The 15,454-nt window shown below is 49.6% G+C and carries 12 protein-coding genes; 4 read left to right on the forward strand and 8 right to left on the reverse strand.

Going from position 1 to position 15,454, the window contains the following annotated elements:
• Positions 1–44 precede the first annotated feature (44 nt).
• A complete protein-coding gene (locus GCE9029_RS03515) occupies positions 45–1,250 on the reverse strand; it encodes a sugar transporter (RefSeq protein WP_062663105.1) in 1,206 nt (401 codons plus the stop codon).
• A 528-nt stretch (positions 1,251–1,778) separates the two neighbouring features.
• Between GCE9029_RS03515 and GCE9029_RS03520 the strand changes: the two genes are divergently transcribed.
• Positions 1,779–2,903: a M14 family metallopeptidase gene (locus tag GCE9029_RS03520; protein WP_062661052.1), complete on the forward strand. Its 1,125-nt coding sequence runs from the start codon at positions 1,779–1,781 to the stop codon at positions 2,901–2,903.
• Positions 2,904–3,083: 180 nt separating this feature from the next.
• Here GCE9029_RS03520 and GCE9029_RS03525 read toward each other — a convergent pair whose 3' ends face one another.
• Entirely contained in the window at positions 3,084–4,070 is a 987-nt protein-coding gene (locus GCE9029_RS03525; RefSeq protein ID WP_062661053.1) for a hypothetical protein, read from the reverse strand.
• 343 nt (positions 4,071–4,413) lie between these two features.
• On the opposite strand from GCE9029_RS03525, the gene GCE9029_RS03530 reads away from it, so the two are divergent.
• The gene (locus GCE9029_RS03530; RefSeq protein ID WP_082804263.1) at positions 4,414–6,018 is read left to right on the forward strand and encodes an ABC-F family ATPase; all 1,605 of its coding nucleotides are present in this window, start codon (positions 4,414–4,416) and stop codon (positions 6,016–6,018) included.
• 83 nt (positions 6,019–6,101) lie between these two features.
• On the opposite strand, the gene GCE9029_RS03535 is transcribed toward GCE9029_RS03530, so the two are convergent.
• The gene (locus GCE9029_RS03535) at positions 6,102–7,112 is read right to left on the reverse strand and encodes a medium chain dehydrogenase/reductase family protein (RefSeq protein WP_062661054.1); all 1,011 of its coding nucleotides are present in this window, start codon (positions 7,110–7,112) and stop codon (positions 6,102–6,104) included.
• Between the two features lie 143 nt (positions 7,113–7,255).
• Here GCE9029_RS03535 and GCE9029_RS03540 point away from each other — a divergent pair, with 143 nt between their 5' ends.
• Complete coding sequence (locus GCE9029_RS03540) at positions 7,256–8,152, forward strand: LysR family transcriptional regulator (RefSeq protein WP_062661055.1); 897 nt, start codon at positions 7,256–7,258, stop codon at positions 8,150–8,152.
• Between the two features lie 72 nt (positions 8,153–8,224).
• On the opposite strand, the gene GCE9029_RS03545 is transcribed toward GCE9029_RS03540, so the two are convergent.
• The 5 genes from GCE9029_RS03545 to GCE9029_RS03565 form a co-directional block, all read right to left on the reverse strand.
• The gene (locus GCE9029_RS03545) at positions 8,225–9,241 is read right to left on the reverse strand and encodes a CNNM domain-containing protein (protein ID WP_062663107.1); all 1,017 of its coding nucleotides are present in this window, start codon (positions 9,239–9,241) and stop codon (positions 8,225–8,227) included.
• The gene (locus GCE9029_RS03550) at positions 9,241–10,617 is read right to left on the reverse strand and encodes a hemolysin family protein (protein WP_062661056.1); all 1,377 of its coding nucleotides are present in this window, start codon (positions 10,615–10,617) and stop codon (positions 9,241–9,243) included. Before GCE9029_RS03550 ends, GCE9029_RS03545 begins: the two co-directional genes overlap by 1 nt.
• Before the next feature lie 298 nt (positions 10,618–10,915).
• Positions 10,916–11,173 (reverse strand): hypothetical protein, encoded by a 258-nt coding sequence (locus GCE9029_RS03555; protein WP_062661057.1) that lies wholly within the window; start codon positions 11,171–11,173, stop codon positions 10,916–10,918.
• A gap of 49 nt (positions 11,174–11,222) precedes the next feature.
• Positions 11,223–11,474, reverse strand: coding sequence for a hypothetical protein (locus GCE9029_RS03560; RefSeq protein WP_062661058.1), 252 nt, complete (start codon positions 11,472–11,474; stop codon positions 11,223–11,225).
• A gap of 129 nt (positions 11,475–11,603) precedes the next feature.
• Complete coding sequence (locus tag GCE9029_RS03565) at positions 11,604–13,433, reverse strand: ABC transporter ATP-binding protein (protein ID WP_062661059.1); 1,830 nt, start codon at positions 13,431–13,433, stop codon at positions 11,604–11,606.
• A 560-nt stretch (positions 13,434–13,993) separates the two neighbouring features.
• On the opposite strand from GCE9029_RS03565, the gene GCE9029_RS03570 reads away from it, so the two are divergent.
• Positions 13,994–15,400, forward strand: coding sequence for an eCIS core domain-containing protein (locus GCE9029_RS03570; RefSeq protein ID WP_231870029.1), 1,407 nt, complete (start codon positions 13,994–13,996; stop codon positions 15,398–15,400).
• Positions 15,401–15,454: the final 54 nt, after the last annotated feature.

Raw genomic sequence — 15,454 nt, forward strand, 5'->3', positions numbered from 1 at the left:
GATAGATAAAAGCCGCTGATTCCGTCAGCGGCTTTGAGCTCTGGCTATTGAGATGGCACTTGAACCAACTCCGGCTCCGTGTCGTCTGTTCTATTCTTCCGTACCAAATACCAGAGTGGCAGTAGGCCAAAGCTGATCACAGCAAGAGCAACAAGGCCGTTTTTCGCCGCGCCATAGTGAAGCACAACCTGACTCCCCAGCAGCGCGCCGCCGCCAATCCCCACATTAAAAATGCCGGAGTAAATAGCCATGGTGATATCGGTTGCTTTCGAGCCATATTCCAGCGCGCGTGTTTGCAAGGCGAGGGCGACTGTCATCATCACCGCGCCCCAAAGTGCCACACCTTGGAAAAGCTGGAATATGCCAACGCCAGATCTCGATAGCATAGAAAGGCAGAGCGCCAGCAAACCAAAACCCAGAATCAGCAGGGTGTTTGGATGACGAGGCTGAAGCCGGCTGAACAATAAGCTGCCAACAATACCCGCAGCGCCGTAAGTCATCAGCGCCCAGGTGGTGACATCCGCACTCATATTCCAAACCTGCTGAATCAGCGGTTCAAGATAGGTGTAAGCGGTAAAATGAGCAGTGACGATAATCGCCGTCAGCAGGTACAGGCTCAGTAGCGGCTTATTACGTGCAATCTCAGGCAGGCTGGATAAGTTACCGGAGTTGGAAACCGGCAGCGTCGGCAGCCAGCGCCAAAGCGCCAACATCAGCATGCCAGAAATCACACCAATGCCGCCGAAAGTCGTGCGCCAGCCAAACCACTCACCAACAACGCGACCTAATGGAACGCCCATCACCATGGCTAACACTGTACCTGTTCCCAACAGACTGATTGCTACCGCGCCTTTGCCTTTTGGTGCCATTCTTACCGCCATCGCGACACTGATCGACCAGAAGACTGAGTGCGCAAACGCGATACCAACACGGGAAACCAACAACATGTTATAGCTGCTTGCCATGGCAGAAACGGCATGGCTGGCAACAAACAACGCGAATACGCCTAGCATTAAGCGGCGACGCTCAAAATTGGCAAGCAGCAACATCACTGGCAAAGAAGCCAGCGCCACAATCCAGGCGTAAATCGTCAGCATTGGCCCGACCTCAGCAGGGCGCATACCAAAGCTTTCGCCAAGGTTGGCCAACATGCCGACAGGGACAAACTCGGTGGTATTAAAAATAAAGGCGCTCAGGGCGATCAGAAACACTCGGAGCCAAGGCAACAGATTTTGTGATTTGGTGTGCATGGTGATGAGAAACGACAGGCAAAAAATAAACAACTAACGAAAAAGGAACGCGAGTGTAATGCAGGTTCAAAAAAGAGGCAATGGTCAAAAAAGTTGCAATCAAATTTACGCTTCATTTAACAGGGAAAGACAAGCTTGGACGACTTTTAGTCAACTGAGCCAACCAACCGAGCTATTCATCATTTCATACAGTTTTATACCCAAACGACCTGAAGATGCTCGCATTCAGAGGTCATCAATACGTTCAATTCGAGGCAAATTCCGCGAGGAATAGTCATTCTATTTCCGTGGTATTTAACAAAGAACTGGGCGCATTGATGGCCTCCCTCCGGGCGAGTTGACTGACGTCGTGCTCTTTGTTGTTCCTTTTTGATGGAGATGGCTACACCTGCAAAGGAACGCCGGGATCACAACGCCAGTCAAACTCGCTGAATCCTGCATCTTCAGGTTGTTTGGGTATACTTGCTTTCGCGAACCGGGAACTATGCTAATGTGACTCCCAAATTCCGATAAGAAAGACGATCAACAATGAAAATCTTCAGCAACTTTGACAGCGGCAACATTCTGGTGGTTTCCGCTGACTCACCAGCCAATATTCAGCTTTCAATCCCAGCCGACAACAACACTGAAACCGCGCAATGGTTCCACTTCCGTTTGGAAAGTGAGTCGCAGGAACTGCACCAGTTCACGCTGCTAAACCTTGCTAAATCTGCTTACCCAGAAGGTTGGCAGGATTACGATGTAGTTGCCTCTTATGACCGCAATGAGTGGTTCCGTATTCCTTCAGAGTTTGATGGCGACAACCTGCGTTTCTCGGTGATACCTGAAGCAAGCTCAATGTATTTTGCCTATTTCGCGCCTTACTCTTACGAGCGTCATCAAGACCTGCTGCATGAAGCGCAAACCCACTACGCCTGCAAACTGGAAACGCTGGGTGCAACCATTGATGGCAACGACATCAGCCTGTTGACCATTGGTGAACCAGCCGAAGGTAAGAAGAACATTTGGGTGATTGGCCGCCAACACCCGGGCGAAACCATGGCCGAGTGGTTTATCGAAGGCTTACTGATGCGCCTGTTGGATGAAACCGACACCGTCGGCAAAGCGCTGATTGATAATGCAGTTATCCGTGTTGTGCCTAACATGAACCCGGATGGCAGCATCCGTGGTCATCTTCGTCACAATGCGGTCGGCGCCAACCTTAACCGCGAATGGCAAACGCCGACGGTAGAGCGAAGCCCAGAGGTTTTCTACGTGCGCGAACGCATGCTGGAAACAGGCGTAGATATGTTCCTGGATATACACGGCGACGAAGCCATTCCGTACAACTTTGTGGCGGGTAGTGAGGGTATTCCTTCCTACGATGAAGAATTCGCTGCGCTGGAAGCCCACTTCAAGCAAGCGCTGCTGACCATCACTCCAGAGTTTCAGGACGAGCACGGCTATCCCAAAAGTGCACCGGGCACAGCTAACCTGACTGTCGGTTCTAACTGGGTGGCAGAGCAATTCAAGTGTCTGTCTTACACCGTTGAAATGCCTTTTAAAGACCACAACGATCAGCCAGACGAAATTTACGGCTGGTCACCAGATCGCAGTGCCGCCTTCGGTAGTGACATGCTGGCCGCCATTTGGTCGACATTGCCGAAGCTTTGATGGGTTGATTGAAGAAGTGAAACGCCACCGAGAGGTGGCGTTTTTATTTGAAAGTCTTTGGGCAAGACCTCATTGCTTTTCAAACTTGGTAGAAACTATCACCCTCTATACATAGTGGCCCCATAAACTGCAGCTGAAGGCATCACCAAAGGTCAACAGATCCTAAACCTAATCAAAGCACTATTTGACTTGGTATCTCAGTAGAACTTCGTTATCCAACACAACATTCGTTGACCAAATAAAACTGGCTCCTGCGCCACTGAACTTCTCGATAAAGTTCATGTAAGCCTTTTTGTTCTTTACTCCGATTTCATCTTCCGAATATAACGTTGCTTGAGGCCAAGAAGTTGAATCAAAATTTTGCTTCATCCAGGTACTTGGGGTTTCCCAGTGTGCGGCGTAAGCATCTTCGCCTGCATCAGTACCTTCCGTCGTGCATGATTCAGACAAACGCTTGCCATCGATTTCGCTCAAACAGGAAAGGTCATAAATTGGTGAGGTGTAGTATGTTTGCGCTTGCCAGTCCTGGCCTGTTACAGTGCCATCACTAAAGCTTGCGATAAAACCACCGTCTCCCGGGTGAAAACCCTTTCCACGGTTGTTCTCAGTTCCCAAACCTAAGTTTTCTTCCCAATCGACGACTTTCACTGCAATCGTATAAGGTTTATTCACTTTAAACTTGACGATGCTAGCGTTGAATGGAGTAAATGGTACGGTGTCTGTAGCGATGAGTTTTCCGTTGATGTAAAGCTCAAAATAATTGTCCGCAAAGATATAACCCGTGATGACTTCGGCGTCTTCATCGATGACTGCGGTAGGTATATTGGTCTCATCAACGTCGGCGAGACCTTGAGGAGTGATATTGGCGCACTCCTCATACAGGTCGACTGCCTTCGTGGCAGTTGTAAAATGGTTTTTGGCAGGGACAGTCCAAATTTTCCCCTCAGAGTCTGCGATCTCTCCAACACCAGCCACTCGGCTTCGTCCGTTTTTACACTCAAACAGATTTGGCTCGATGGTTGTTGCACGACCTTGAGTAATGCTTGCAGAGCCATGGTAATCGCTAATGCTGGAGGACGATTGGGTAATATCCGATGAAGGAGAACATCCTGCAGCAATTAGAATAAGAGATGGAAGGGTAACAGTTGCAATCCTTTTAGTCGCCATTCAGTAAAAGTCCATAATTAGTAATAAGATAGGTCGGTTAAGTCTAGTCAAAAGAAAGAAACGAACGTGAATGTCTAGTTTTATTGACCTACGCATAGTAACGATTCATCGGTAAATTAATGTAAACCTCCCGTAATGATTGATTATGTTAAGGTCTATTTTTTGTATTTATCACCTCTGAGACAAAGCCCCTTTAATGTGTTGTTACCAAGCATCATTACCTTTGTTCACTATCTCCCATCTGTTCAATCCCAATTTAGTCTGTATAATTCGCCGCCTGTTTGTTCGTGCCACATAAAGCGGCGCTCAGAACGCTTCACATCATTCATCTAGGAATACTTCATTGATTTCAACCGCTAACATCACCATGCAATTTGGCGCGGAGCCGTTGTTTGAAAACATCTCAGCAAAGTTCGCTAACGGTAACCGTTATGGCCTGATTGGCGCGAATGGCTGTGGCAAATCGACCTTTATGAAGATCTTGAGCGGCGCACTGGCACCTAGCTCAGGTAACGTGTCGATCGCGCCGGGATTGAAGTTGGGTGTGTTGAGTCAGGATCAGTTTGCGTTTGAAAACTTTAACGTGATTGATGTGGTCATCATGGGTGACAAGAAACTATGGGAAGTGAAGCAAGAGCGTGACCGCATTTATTCTTTGCCGGAAATGAGTGAAGAAGATGGCATGAAAGTCGCGGAGCTTGAAGTCGAGTTCGCGGAAATGGACGGCTACACAGCAGAAAGCCGCGCGGGCGATATCCTGATTAAAGCAGGTATCGAAGAACACCTGCACTTTGGCCTGATGCAGCAAGTAGCGCCGGGTTGGAAGCTGCGTGTGCTGCTGGCTCAGGCGCTGTTTGCGAACCCAGATATTCTGTTGCTTGACGAACCGACGAACAACCTGGATATCCATACCATCGGTTGGTTGGCGGAAGAGTTAAGCCAGCGTAAGTGCACCATGATTATTATCTCGCACGACCGTCACTTCCTGAACACCGTCTGTACCCATATGGCAGACATTGATTACGGTGAGCTGCGCATCTATCCGGGTAATTATGACTACTTCTTGGAAGCGTCTGGTTTGCAACGCGAGCAATTGCTGGCGAGTAACGCCAAGAAGGCGGCCGAAATTAGCGAGCTCCAAGAGTTTGTGAACCGCTTTGGTGCCAACGCTTCTAAAGCGAAACTGGCGAGTTCACGCGCGAAACGCATGGACAAAATCAAACTGGATGAAGTGAAAACCTCCAGCCGTATCAGTCCGTCGATTGATTTTGGTGAAGGCAAGAAACTGCACCGTCAGGCGCTTGAGCTGCAACAAGTGGGTCATGGCTATAACGGCGAGATGTTGTTTGAAAACGGTAATCTGCTGCTGGAAGCAGGCTCGCGCCTTGCGGTTATCGGTGAGAACGGTGTGGGTAAAACCACGTTGCTGCGCTGCTTGGTGAACGAGCTTGAGCAAACCCAAGGTGTGGTGAAGTGGGCGGAGAATGCGTCTGTCGGTTACTGTCCGCAGGATTGTACTGCTGACTTCGACAATGACATGACCATCTTTGAGTGGATTTCTCAATGGCGTACCGCGAAGCATAACGACCTAATTGTGCGTGCGATTCTTGGGCGTTTGCTGTTTACCGAAGATGACGTGAACAAGAAAGCCAGAAACTGTTCGGGTGGTGAGAAGAACCGTCTGATCTTCGGCAAGCTGATGATGCAAGACATCAACGTGCTGGTGATGGATGAGCCAACCAACCACATGGATATGGAAGCAATTGAAGCGCTGAACAGCGCGCTGAAAGTGTATCCGGGAACGCTGATTTTCGTCAGCCACGACCGCGAGTTCGTGTCATCACTGGCGACGGCGATTATCGAAATCAAAGACAAGAAGCTGGATTACTTCCAAGGTACATACGAAGAGTATCTTGCCCACCAGCAGAAGGTGTTGAGCGCGGCCTAAGCGACTCAACGGGCGGTTCTGATTTAATGCCATAGAAAACGCCACCTAGAAGGTGGCGTTCTTGCACTCTGCGGTTTGCCCGGTTATTCGCAAACCAAGACAACCTTTCCGCTGACGATGCGGTTTTCTATCAATTCATGTGCTCGGTAGGCTTCACTCAACGGCACCTGTTCGGCGACGATAGGGCGCAATTCACCAACTTCCAGCTTATTAATCAGTGAGGTTAAGGCTTCTCTGTACCAGCTTACGTTCTTCCGAACTTCTTGGGGCAGGGCGCAGAAGTAAACCTGTTTGCCGTTGGGCATCAAGTTGATAAAACCAACCTGTGCGATGCCCAATATCATTGGCAGCAAGCCGCCAAACTTCCCACCTGAGAACCCATAGCTGACTATCGTTCCTCCGCGTTTAACCACGCGACAGGTACGATTGAGATGGCTTCCCCCAAAAGCATCAAAGGCCGCATCAATACCCTTGGGAAACTGAGACTTCACCACCCGAACGAAATCCTCAGCTTGATAATCAACCGGAGTGGCGCCGAGTGTTCGAACCAGATCATGCTTCGACTTGGAAGCGGTAGAAAGCACCCGTGCACCTGCCGCGGTTGCCAATTGAATCAGTGCTGATCCAACACCGCCCGCACCGGAGTGAACCAGAAGCGTTTGTCCTGGCTGAATGTCGGCTTTTTGAAAGAGAATGCAATAGGCCGTCAGGTAGTTCAGACAAAGGCTGCACACTTCTGCTGGGCTTAGATGCTTGGGATACTTCACGAGATATTGGGAGTCGATACACAGAAACTCTGAATAGCATCCGAAGAAGGGATTCAGCGCCGTTACATGGTCGCCTTTTTTAAATCCGGTCACACCTTCTCCGACCTCATCGACGATTCCTGCAAAATCATACCCGGGCGTAAATGGTGTTTTGGGCGCGAGCGGATAGCCTCCCCGTTGCGCCATGATATCTGCATAGCCCACACCTGCTGCGAGCACTTTGACTCTAACCTCATTGGCTTGTGGTGTTGGCATCGTTTCTGTCAGTGTCTCCAGTACTTTTGGTGCGCCGTGTTGGTTGATGATCACTCTTTGATTGTTTTGCATAAAGCCCCACTATCTCATTGTCACTAATCAATTATTCGCCTTGCGGGTTTTTGACTACCGACTGAATTTACAAAAGATGCTGTGCAGCTTACTATTTGAAAAAGAATAATGAACAAACAAAAAAGAAAGGTGGCTATTCATATATGAATATCGATTGGCGTTCATGGTATCAGTTTTTGGCTATTGCTGATTGTGGAAGCTTGAATCAAGCGGCAGAGAAACTGGGGAGCTCACAACCAACGTTGAGTCGGCAGTTGTTAGCATTAGAAACCCAGTTGGGGCGAAAGTTGTTTGACCGAAGCACACATGGACTGACCTTGACCGACTTTGGCAAAACCTTGTTGGAAGAAAGCCAGAATATGGCAGCGTCGGCAGATAGATTGCAGCGATTAGCGCATGGACAGGATTTAACGTTGAGCGGCTCGGTGCGACTCTCTGTGAATGAAATGATTGCCCAGTATTGTTTGCCTGCTTTGCTGCCAGCGTTCTTGAATCAATATCCTGATCTGCAAGTACAGGTCGTCGTCACGAACCAAGCATCGAACCTTGATAAGCGCGATGCTGACGTTGCGGTTCGAATGTTTCGTCCTCACCAACAAGATCTGGTCATGCGTCATTTGCTCGATATTGGTATTGGCGCTTATGCGAGTGACATTTATCTGGATTTGCGGGGAATCCCGTCAACGCCAGAGGCGTTGATTAAACATAGAATTTTGGGGTTTGACCGGGATAAACAATTGGAAGATGGTGCCACTGCGTTAGGTTGGCCGATTAAGAACGATGATCTTCACTTTCGAACGGACAATATGGCGTTGATGGTTGAGGTTGCGGTCAATGGGGGAGGGATTATCTTTACCCATGATTACGTCGCCAATCTACGTAGCCTCACCCACATAGATTGCGGTTTCACCATTCCATCTGTACCGGTTTATCTCACGTGTCACCGGGATGTTCAGCACAACCAGAAAATACGGGTACTGATGGATTTTCTAGCTGAAAGACTACCACGGTTTATTGCTGACTATGCTGGCAAGCAGTGAGCGAATAGAAGCCATAGATAGAAAGCAAAACGCCACCCAAGGGTGGCGTTTATAGTGTTTACGGTTAACCGATTAGCTCGTTGCTGATGTTGGCAGCACACGCTTCAGAATATCTGCCAGCGTGACCACGCCAATCATCTTGTCGCCTTTGCTCACAACAGCAATCTGCACACTTGCTTCACGCATACGCGCCAGCGCTTCGTATACCGGCGTATTTGCGTCAAGTACATGCGCCTTGCGTGCGATTTCACGTGCAGGGCGGTCAGCGGGTTCCAGCAGAGTATCACGCACATGAACCACAAGCGGTTTGAGGCCACGGTTTCCGAATACCAGAATACGCATGTGTCCAGATTCCATCGACACCTTGCGTACTTCCGCAACAGTCGCGCGCTTGTCGACATGGGCCATGACCTGACCTTCTGTCACCAGCGTTTCAACCGGGATTGAACTCAGGTCAATCAGGCCAGAAAGTTGCTTTTGAATGCTCGGTTGCAACGTACCCACTTTACCCGAGTGTTCAACGAGTTGACGGATGGTATCAATGTCTTGTCCACCGACAGCAGCGCTTTCTACGGGCTCAACACCAGAAGCTTTAACCAGTCGGTTTGCGATGCTGTTGATCCAGTTCAGTAGCGGACGCAGGGGCCACACGTAAGCGCGTGCTACCAGACCAATCGCCAATGCTGATTTTTCTGGATGCGCAATCGACCAAGACTTCGGTGCCATTTCACCTACCACAAGGTGAAGGAAGGTCACGACAAACAGCGCAAAACCAAATGATGCACCACCTGCTGCCCAATCCGGCAGACCCATCGAGGCAAACACTGGGCTCATCCAATAGTCAACCGCTGGCTTGGTGACTGCACCCAACGCAAAGGTACAGAAGGTAATACCCAACTGAGCACCGGCTAGCATCAGTGTCAGGTCATTCATACCGCGCAGTGCAGCACGTGCAGATGCACTTTCCACTGCCATTTCTTCCAGGCGGTGGCGGCGTGCACCCATCAACGCAAATTCGATGATAACGAAGAAGCCACTCAATACGATGAGGGCAGTGGTCACCAGAGTGACAATCAACGGATCAGTCATCATTCTTCACCCTCCTCAACTGGATTCTCTACAAGCTTGACGCGCACCTCTGTTGGAACGTGTCGCTCAATACGCAACACTTCAACCTCAAGATGGCGCTTGAACAGCTCGCCAGAAGCAAATTCGGATGGGTCGACTGGCAGCTCGATAATGACTGTCTCGCCTTCAGCCGGAAGGGCACCACGTTCAGCAATCAACATACCGGCGATGGTTTCTACATCGTCTTTCGGCAGGTCGTAGCCAATCGCACGCTCTACTTCATCGATGTGAACGTCACCTTCCATCAGCCATACGTTGTCGCTTTGCGGCACAACAGCATCAGCCGCGTCGGCGTCGTGTTCGTCGGTGATTTCACCTACGATTTCCATCGCCAGATCTTCAATCGTCAATACGCCGGCAAAGCCGCCGTATTCATCGATCACACATGCCAGATGGTTGGTTGATTTCTCTAGCTGATCCAGAGCGTCTGGCAGACTCATTAGCGTTGGCAGCACGGTAGCAGGGCGCATCACTGATTCTACGGTGTCGTTAGCGTGGCCAGCATCAATACGTGCCAACACATCAGGAAGATGAACCACACCCACAGGCGCATCGTCATCGTTCACCACAGGGTAACGGGTATGTGCTTGTGCCATCAGAGACACCAGCTCAGTCAATGTGGTTTCCGGCTCCACCCAGTCGACTTGTGAACGAGGCACCATGGCATGTTCTACATCGCGTTCTGGGAAATCCAGAATACGGTCCATCATCAGTGACAGTTCGACAGGAATATCACCGGTTTCACGCGAGTTAGCGATGATGTGGTGCAAGTCTTCTTCCGATGCGCTTACGTCGAGATCGTGCACAGGTTCAATGCGAACCGCACGAAGCAGCAGGTTTGCAGATTTGTCGAAGAAGCTGATGAAAAAGCCGAAGACTGACATATAAATCAGGGTCGAACGGGACATCATCAGGGACATTGGTTCTGCATTGGCGATCGCGAGGTTCTTCGGATATAGCTCACCCATGATCATTTGAACGACCATAGCGACGCCAAGGGTGATGACGGTACCGAGTGCGATACCCGCCTCTAGCGATAACCCAAAGCCTTGTAGTAATACACCCAGAGACTGACCGACCAGAGGTTCCGCAACGAAGCCAAGAACCAGACCAGTTACCGTAATGCCAAGTTGGGCACCGGAAAGCATAAAGCTGGTACGCTTGGTCACTTTGAGCGCGCGTTTTGCAGCTTCATCGCCCGTGGCAGCAAGGGTTGCGAGCTTTGCTCTGTCCACGGCCATGTACGCAAACTCTTGGGCAACGAAGTAGCCGTTTGCTGCGATAATAGCCAAGATAAATAGAATGCCGAACAGAAGGGTAAGGAGGGTCTCAATCATTGCTGTGTCCTCCCTTGATGACAAGAAGCCAGTAAGGTTTGACACAATCGACTAGAGTTGGGGTCCACAAAGTATTCCTACAGTAATAACAGGAAGCGCAGTATATTTCCGCGATGTGGAAATAGTCTAGTGAATAGTTTGATTATCCCCTGCAAACTTACTGAGACACAGGGCCAGCGGGGTTTCCATGCCATCTACAGGTTGGCTGCAATGGCCGAAAATCGTGGCTTATCACGACGAATTTGGCCATTTCTGGGGTTACGGACTGTTACAAATATCCTATGGCCTGAGCTCGGCTTTAACTGTCCAGCTTGCCAGAAGCTTTCTTCCCTAAGAAGTACCCCACGCAGAAAACCGCAATAAATACGATTGTCGCCAGCACGTAAGCCAATACTTCCGGCGCACCCAGGCCGAAGGCGAAGGCAAAACTGATTCCCAGAAATGCTTCTCTGAGCCATTCTGTTGCGGGCGAATTAGTGCTCATGCCGAGCATACCAATAAAAAGAAGAAGGGCGAGCAGGCCGACTTTCAGGCCGATAAGGGTGGAACGTTGCATACATGGCTCCCGTTAAAAAACGGGCGCCAGTATACGACAATTTATTCGGTTATAGGCACTGCGCAAGCTGGCCTTTTTTCGTTGCAGCCATTACACAGCCGCGTGCACTGTCAGAAGCAGCTTTACACTGACTCATCAGCTCACCGGCTGATGGAGCCAAAGCGCCCAGTACTTTTTGTGCATGGCTAACGACTTTGCCGCAATCACTTTCGGCAACAGGGTCGTAATCAGAACAAGCGGTGAGGCCGAGAACTGCGGTGGCCAGAAGAGTTGTTTTTATGGTGGTTTTCACGTTGAACATAAATCTCATCCCCTACAATGATTCAATACAAGGGTAGGAGAGCTTTCCTAACTTTGCGATTTTGAAAGACAACTGAGACAAAAAAGGACGCCGAAGCGTCCTTTGTTATCCCGTTTATTTTTTATCGGATTAGTCTCCGATAAAACCGCCAGTTTGATGCTGCCAGAGTTGGGCATAGATGCCGCCGCTCGAAATCAACTCTTGGTGGGTGCCTTGCTCAACGATTTCGCCCTGATCGAGAACGATGAGTCTGTCCATCGCAGCGATGGTGGATAGTCGGTGTGCAATAGCAATCACCGTTTTACCTTCCATCAATTGATAGAGACTTTCCTGAATCGCTGATTCTACCTCTGAGTCCAGTGCGGACGTGGCTTCGTCAAGGATAAGAATAGGTGCGTCTTTTAGTAGTACACGGGAGATTGCCACGCGCTGACGTTGACCGCCAGACAGCTTCACGCCGCGTTCGCCTACCTGTGAATCGTAACCACGGTTTCCATGCGGGTCGCTCAGGGTCTCGATAAAGTCGTGAGCCTGCGCTTTTCTTGCGGCAGCGAGCATGGCTTCTTCGCTTGCATCCGGATCGCCATATAGGATGTTTTCGCGGATAGAACGGTGCAGCAGGGAAGTGTCCTGCGTCACCATGCCGATATTGGCGCGCAAAGAGTCCTGCGTAACGGCAGAAATGTTCTGTCCATCAATACGGATTTCACCGCCTTCCACATCGTGAAAACGCATCAGAAGGTTCACTAAGGTTGATTTACCCGCACCTGAACGACCAACCAGGCCGACTTTTTCGCCCGGCTTGATGTTGAGGTTCAGCTTTTCAATCACGCCCTTACCTTCACCATAGTGGAAGCGAACATCGGTGAAGTTAATGGCACCTTGAGGTACTTCCAATGCAGGTGCGTTTGGCTTGTCCAACACTTCGACAGGTTTAGAAAGCGTCGCCATGCCGTCGACCACGGTACCAATGTTTTCAAACAACGAACCGATTTCCCACATTATCCACTTCGACATGCTGTTGATACGCAGTGCAAGGCTGACGGCAATAGCAATCGCGCCAACGGTGATGGCGGAGTCCAGCCAGAGCCAGATAGACATAGCACTGATAGAGAACAACAGGGCATAGTTGGCGATCTCAACCGAGATATTGAAGCCAGTGGCTAAACGCATCTGGCGATAGACGGTGTCCATAAACACGCCCATGCCTTCTTCGGCGTGTTGAGTTTCTCGATCTGTGTGTGAGAACAGTTTGACCGTGGCGATGTTGGTGTAGCTGTCGACGATGCGGCCTGTCATCAACGAGCGCGCGTCTGCTTGCTCGGTGGAAACCGCTTTCAACTTAGGGACAAAGTAAATTTGAATACCAATGTAAGCCGTCAACCAAACCAGCATCGGCAGCATCAGTCGGATATCTGCCTGGCCCACGATAAACAGCATGGAGATAAAGTAGACGGCAATATATACCGCCACATCCAGCAGCTTCATCACGGTTTCTCGAATCGATAGGGCAGTCTGCATGACTTTGGTGGCAATACGACCTGCGAAGTCATTCTGATAGAAGCCGATGCTCTGCTTTAGCAGGTAACGGTGTGCCATCCAGCGAATGGACATGGGGTAGTTACCGAGTAGCGACTGGTGCAATACCAAAGAATGCACAGCGACAAGTATGGGCATACCAATCAGGATAAGCAGCCCTATCCCAATCAGAGTATTCCCTTCGTCGGCCAGAAAGGTGGTTTTATCTTGATTAGTCAGCCAGTCAACCAGCTGCCCCATAAAGCCAAAAAGAGAAACTTCCGCAATGGCGATAAATGCAGTGAGCACCGCCATGGTGATTAGCGGTCGTTCAAAACCTTTGGTGTAGTGACGGCAAAATGCGAGTAGGCCATTGGGTGGCTGTTCAGGTTGCTTTGGCGGAAAGGCCAGCGTAACGCGTTCGAACAATTTATAGATCATGAATCCTTCCGGAGTAGGATGGTTGCGCTCAATAGCAGAAATTCAGTACGGAAAGAATTGATTATTAGGTACTTTCCGGAGCTGGTTGACGCGAACCCAAATGAAAGACGATGAGATTCTATCAGGTTTATCGGATTGAATAATGCCAATGTTTTCTACGGAACTGTTCAAAAATTCTGATGATTGCGATTGGCTTTGTCATCGCCGATAGGAACTGAACTTATTTTATCGAGCCGATACCAGCAAAACGTCAATATAATTGGCAGTCGTGTCTGAATCATGACATTTCGCATGCTCCTGCCTAGAGAGTCAGGCGCATTTTGCTACGTTTGAAGATTATCCATGCCAGCTTCCGCGAAGCCTTGATTTAGCGCGGCGCAATAAAACCCTCTGTGAGGTGCGTGATGTTTGCATTTAGCCAGCGAGAAAATGAATCAGCCCGACAAAATCCCTCCATATTCAATTCCCGCCCTCAACGGCGCTTCATTGGCAATGCCTCAAAGGGGTGTCAGTGCCAAAACTGTTCAGCCAAGGAAGAGAGAAGAGAGACATCATCAATTTTGGACAAGCCGGTCCAGCTGCAAATGTTCAGCTCAGGTGGGTTGAACTCTGATGCCGCAGAGCGGGAAGCCGATACAGTGGCAAATCGCGTGATGAGTAAACCCTCAGGGCAATGTTCGTCCTGTCAGCAAGAAAGACAGAGTGCGCTGACCTCACTGTCTTCGCCTACCATACCAACCAATCTTAAATCTCTGCTGCACAGCTCCGGAACTCCGTTAGCAGCGCCCGTTAGACAAGACATGGAAAGCCGGTTTGGGTATGACTTTTCCGGTGTTCGGGTTCATACCGACGAGCAATCAGCGAATTCAGCCTCTCAATTGGGAGCAAGGGCGTTTGCTGTCGGTAGCCACATTGTTTTCAATCGCGGTGAATACAAACCAGAAAGCGCCGCAGGCCAAAAGACACTGGCTCATGAGTTAACCCACGTATTGCAGCAATCGAAAGCGGGTAAATCTACAACACAAATGTTAAGTGAGGCCGATTGTGCTAAAAGCTGCACTAAGAAAGACGGCACCAAAACGGCCACAGGTAAATTCAGTATTACCGTATTTGCGGACAAGGAAGGGTCTTTTTTGCTACTGCCAGCTACGCACAAAGTCGGGCATGCGTGGATTGAGCTTCAGGATGATAAAGGGAATTACTGGAGTTATGGTTTCTGGCCAAAAGAAGGGTATGACGCCAGTGACATGAAAGCTGATGTAGATGGCTGTGTACACCACCCCGATAAAACAACGCACAACGAGAATAACCCGGCTAAACAAACCTTTGAACTGACTGCTGAGCAGTTCGCAGCGGCGAAGAAATATGCGGTGGATACTTGCACCAAACGGCCGAAGTACAATTTGTTTGGATTGCAATGTACCGAGTTCGCCAAGCGCGCTCTTACAGCTGCGGGGCAAGGCAGTGCTGGTGGATTTGGGCTTATTTGGGAAAGCCCAAATGCTTTGGCTTCATGGATTAAAACGCATGCATTGGAAATAGGCTTCAACATCACGGCTGATACTTCGGCTGATGACAAAGCCGGGCAGGGTAGTGCGGCATTTGAGCTTAAATATCGACATCAGTTTTATTCTTTGCTGGGAACTAAACTCCGCCTTTATGGCGTTGGTCGGACTGAATTGGGCAGCCCAATAAAACTCGGTTCGGCAGGTGTAGGGATGGAGCTGAATGCGCAGAAGGTCTATTTGCCACAACTGTATGTAGAGGCGGGTGGTGTATTTGGCGACCTTAACCCTAATCCAGGCGTTGATAACTTTGGCGCAGGTATCACGGCAAGCGCCGGGTTACGCTACAACATTGATGAATTAGCGTTTGTGGGTGTGGAATACAATCTGGTCAAAGATCTGGTTAACAAAGATCCTGAGCTTCACCGAATGGTGTTCAGTGTGGGATTCAGGTTGTTTTGACTGTCACATAGAAAAAGAAAGCCGACTCAACAGAATCGGCTTTATCCAGTTCAG

This window comes from Grimontia celer (assembly GCF_900055185.1).
GTDB classification, from domain to species: Bacteria; Pseudomonadota; Gammaproteobacteria; order Enterobacterales; family Vibrionaceae; genus Enterovibrio; species Enterovibrio celer.

What these genes read in the sequence shown, in the direction of transcription:
- GCE9029_RS03515 (WP_062663105.1), bottom strand. Translation starts at nt 1,250, where the DNA reads ATGCACACCAAATCACAAAATCTGTTGCCTTGGCTCCGAGTGTTTCTG.
- GCE9029_RS03520 (WP_062661052.1), top strand. Translation starts at nt 1,779, where the DNA reads ATGAAAATCTTCAGCAACTTTGACAGCGGCAACATTCTGGTGGTTTCC.
- GCE9029_RS03525 (WP_062661053.1), bottom strand. Translation starts at nt 4,070, where the DNA reads ATGGCGACTAAAAGGATTGCAACTGTTACCCTTCCATCTCTTATTCTA.
- GCE9029_RS03535 (WP_062661054.1), bottom strand. Translation starts at nt 7,112, where the DNA reads ATGCAAAACAATCAAAGAGTGATCATCAACCAACACGGCGCACCAAAA.
- GCE9029_RS03540 (WP_062661055.1), top strand. Translation starts at nt 7,256, where the DNA reads ATGAATATCGATTGGCGTTCATGGTATCAGTTTTTGGCTATTGCTGAT.
- GCE9029_RS03545 (WP_062663107.1), bottom strand. Translation starts at nt 9,241, where the DNA reads ATGACTGATCCGTTGATTGTCACTCTGGTGACCACTGCCCTCATCGTA.
- GCE9029_RS03550 (WP_062661056.1), bottom strand. Translation starts at nt 10,617, where the DNA reads ATGATTGAGACCCTCCTTACCCTTCTGTTCGGCATTCTATTTATCTTG.
- GCE9029_RS03555 (WP_062661057.1), bottom strand. Translation starts at nt 11,173, where the DNA reads ATGCAACGTTCCACCCTTATCGGCCTGAAAGTCGGCCTGCTCGCCCTT.
- GCE9029_RS03560 (WP_062661058.1), bottom strand. Translation starts at nt 11,474, where the DNA reads ATGTTCAACGTGAAAACCACCATAAAAACAACTCTTCTGGCCACCGCA.
- GCE9029_RS03565 (WP_062661059.1), bottom strand. Translation starts at nt 13,433, where the DNA reads ATGATCTATAAATTGTTCGAACGCGTTACGCTGGCCTTTCCGCCAAAG.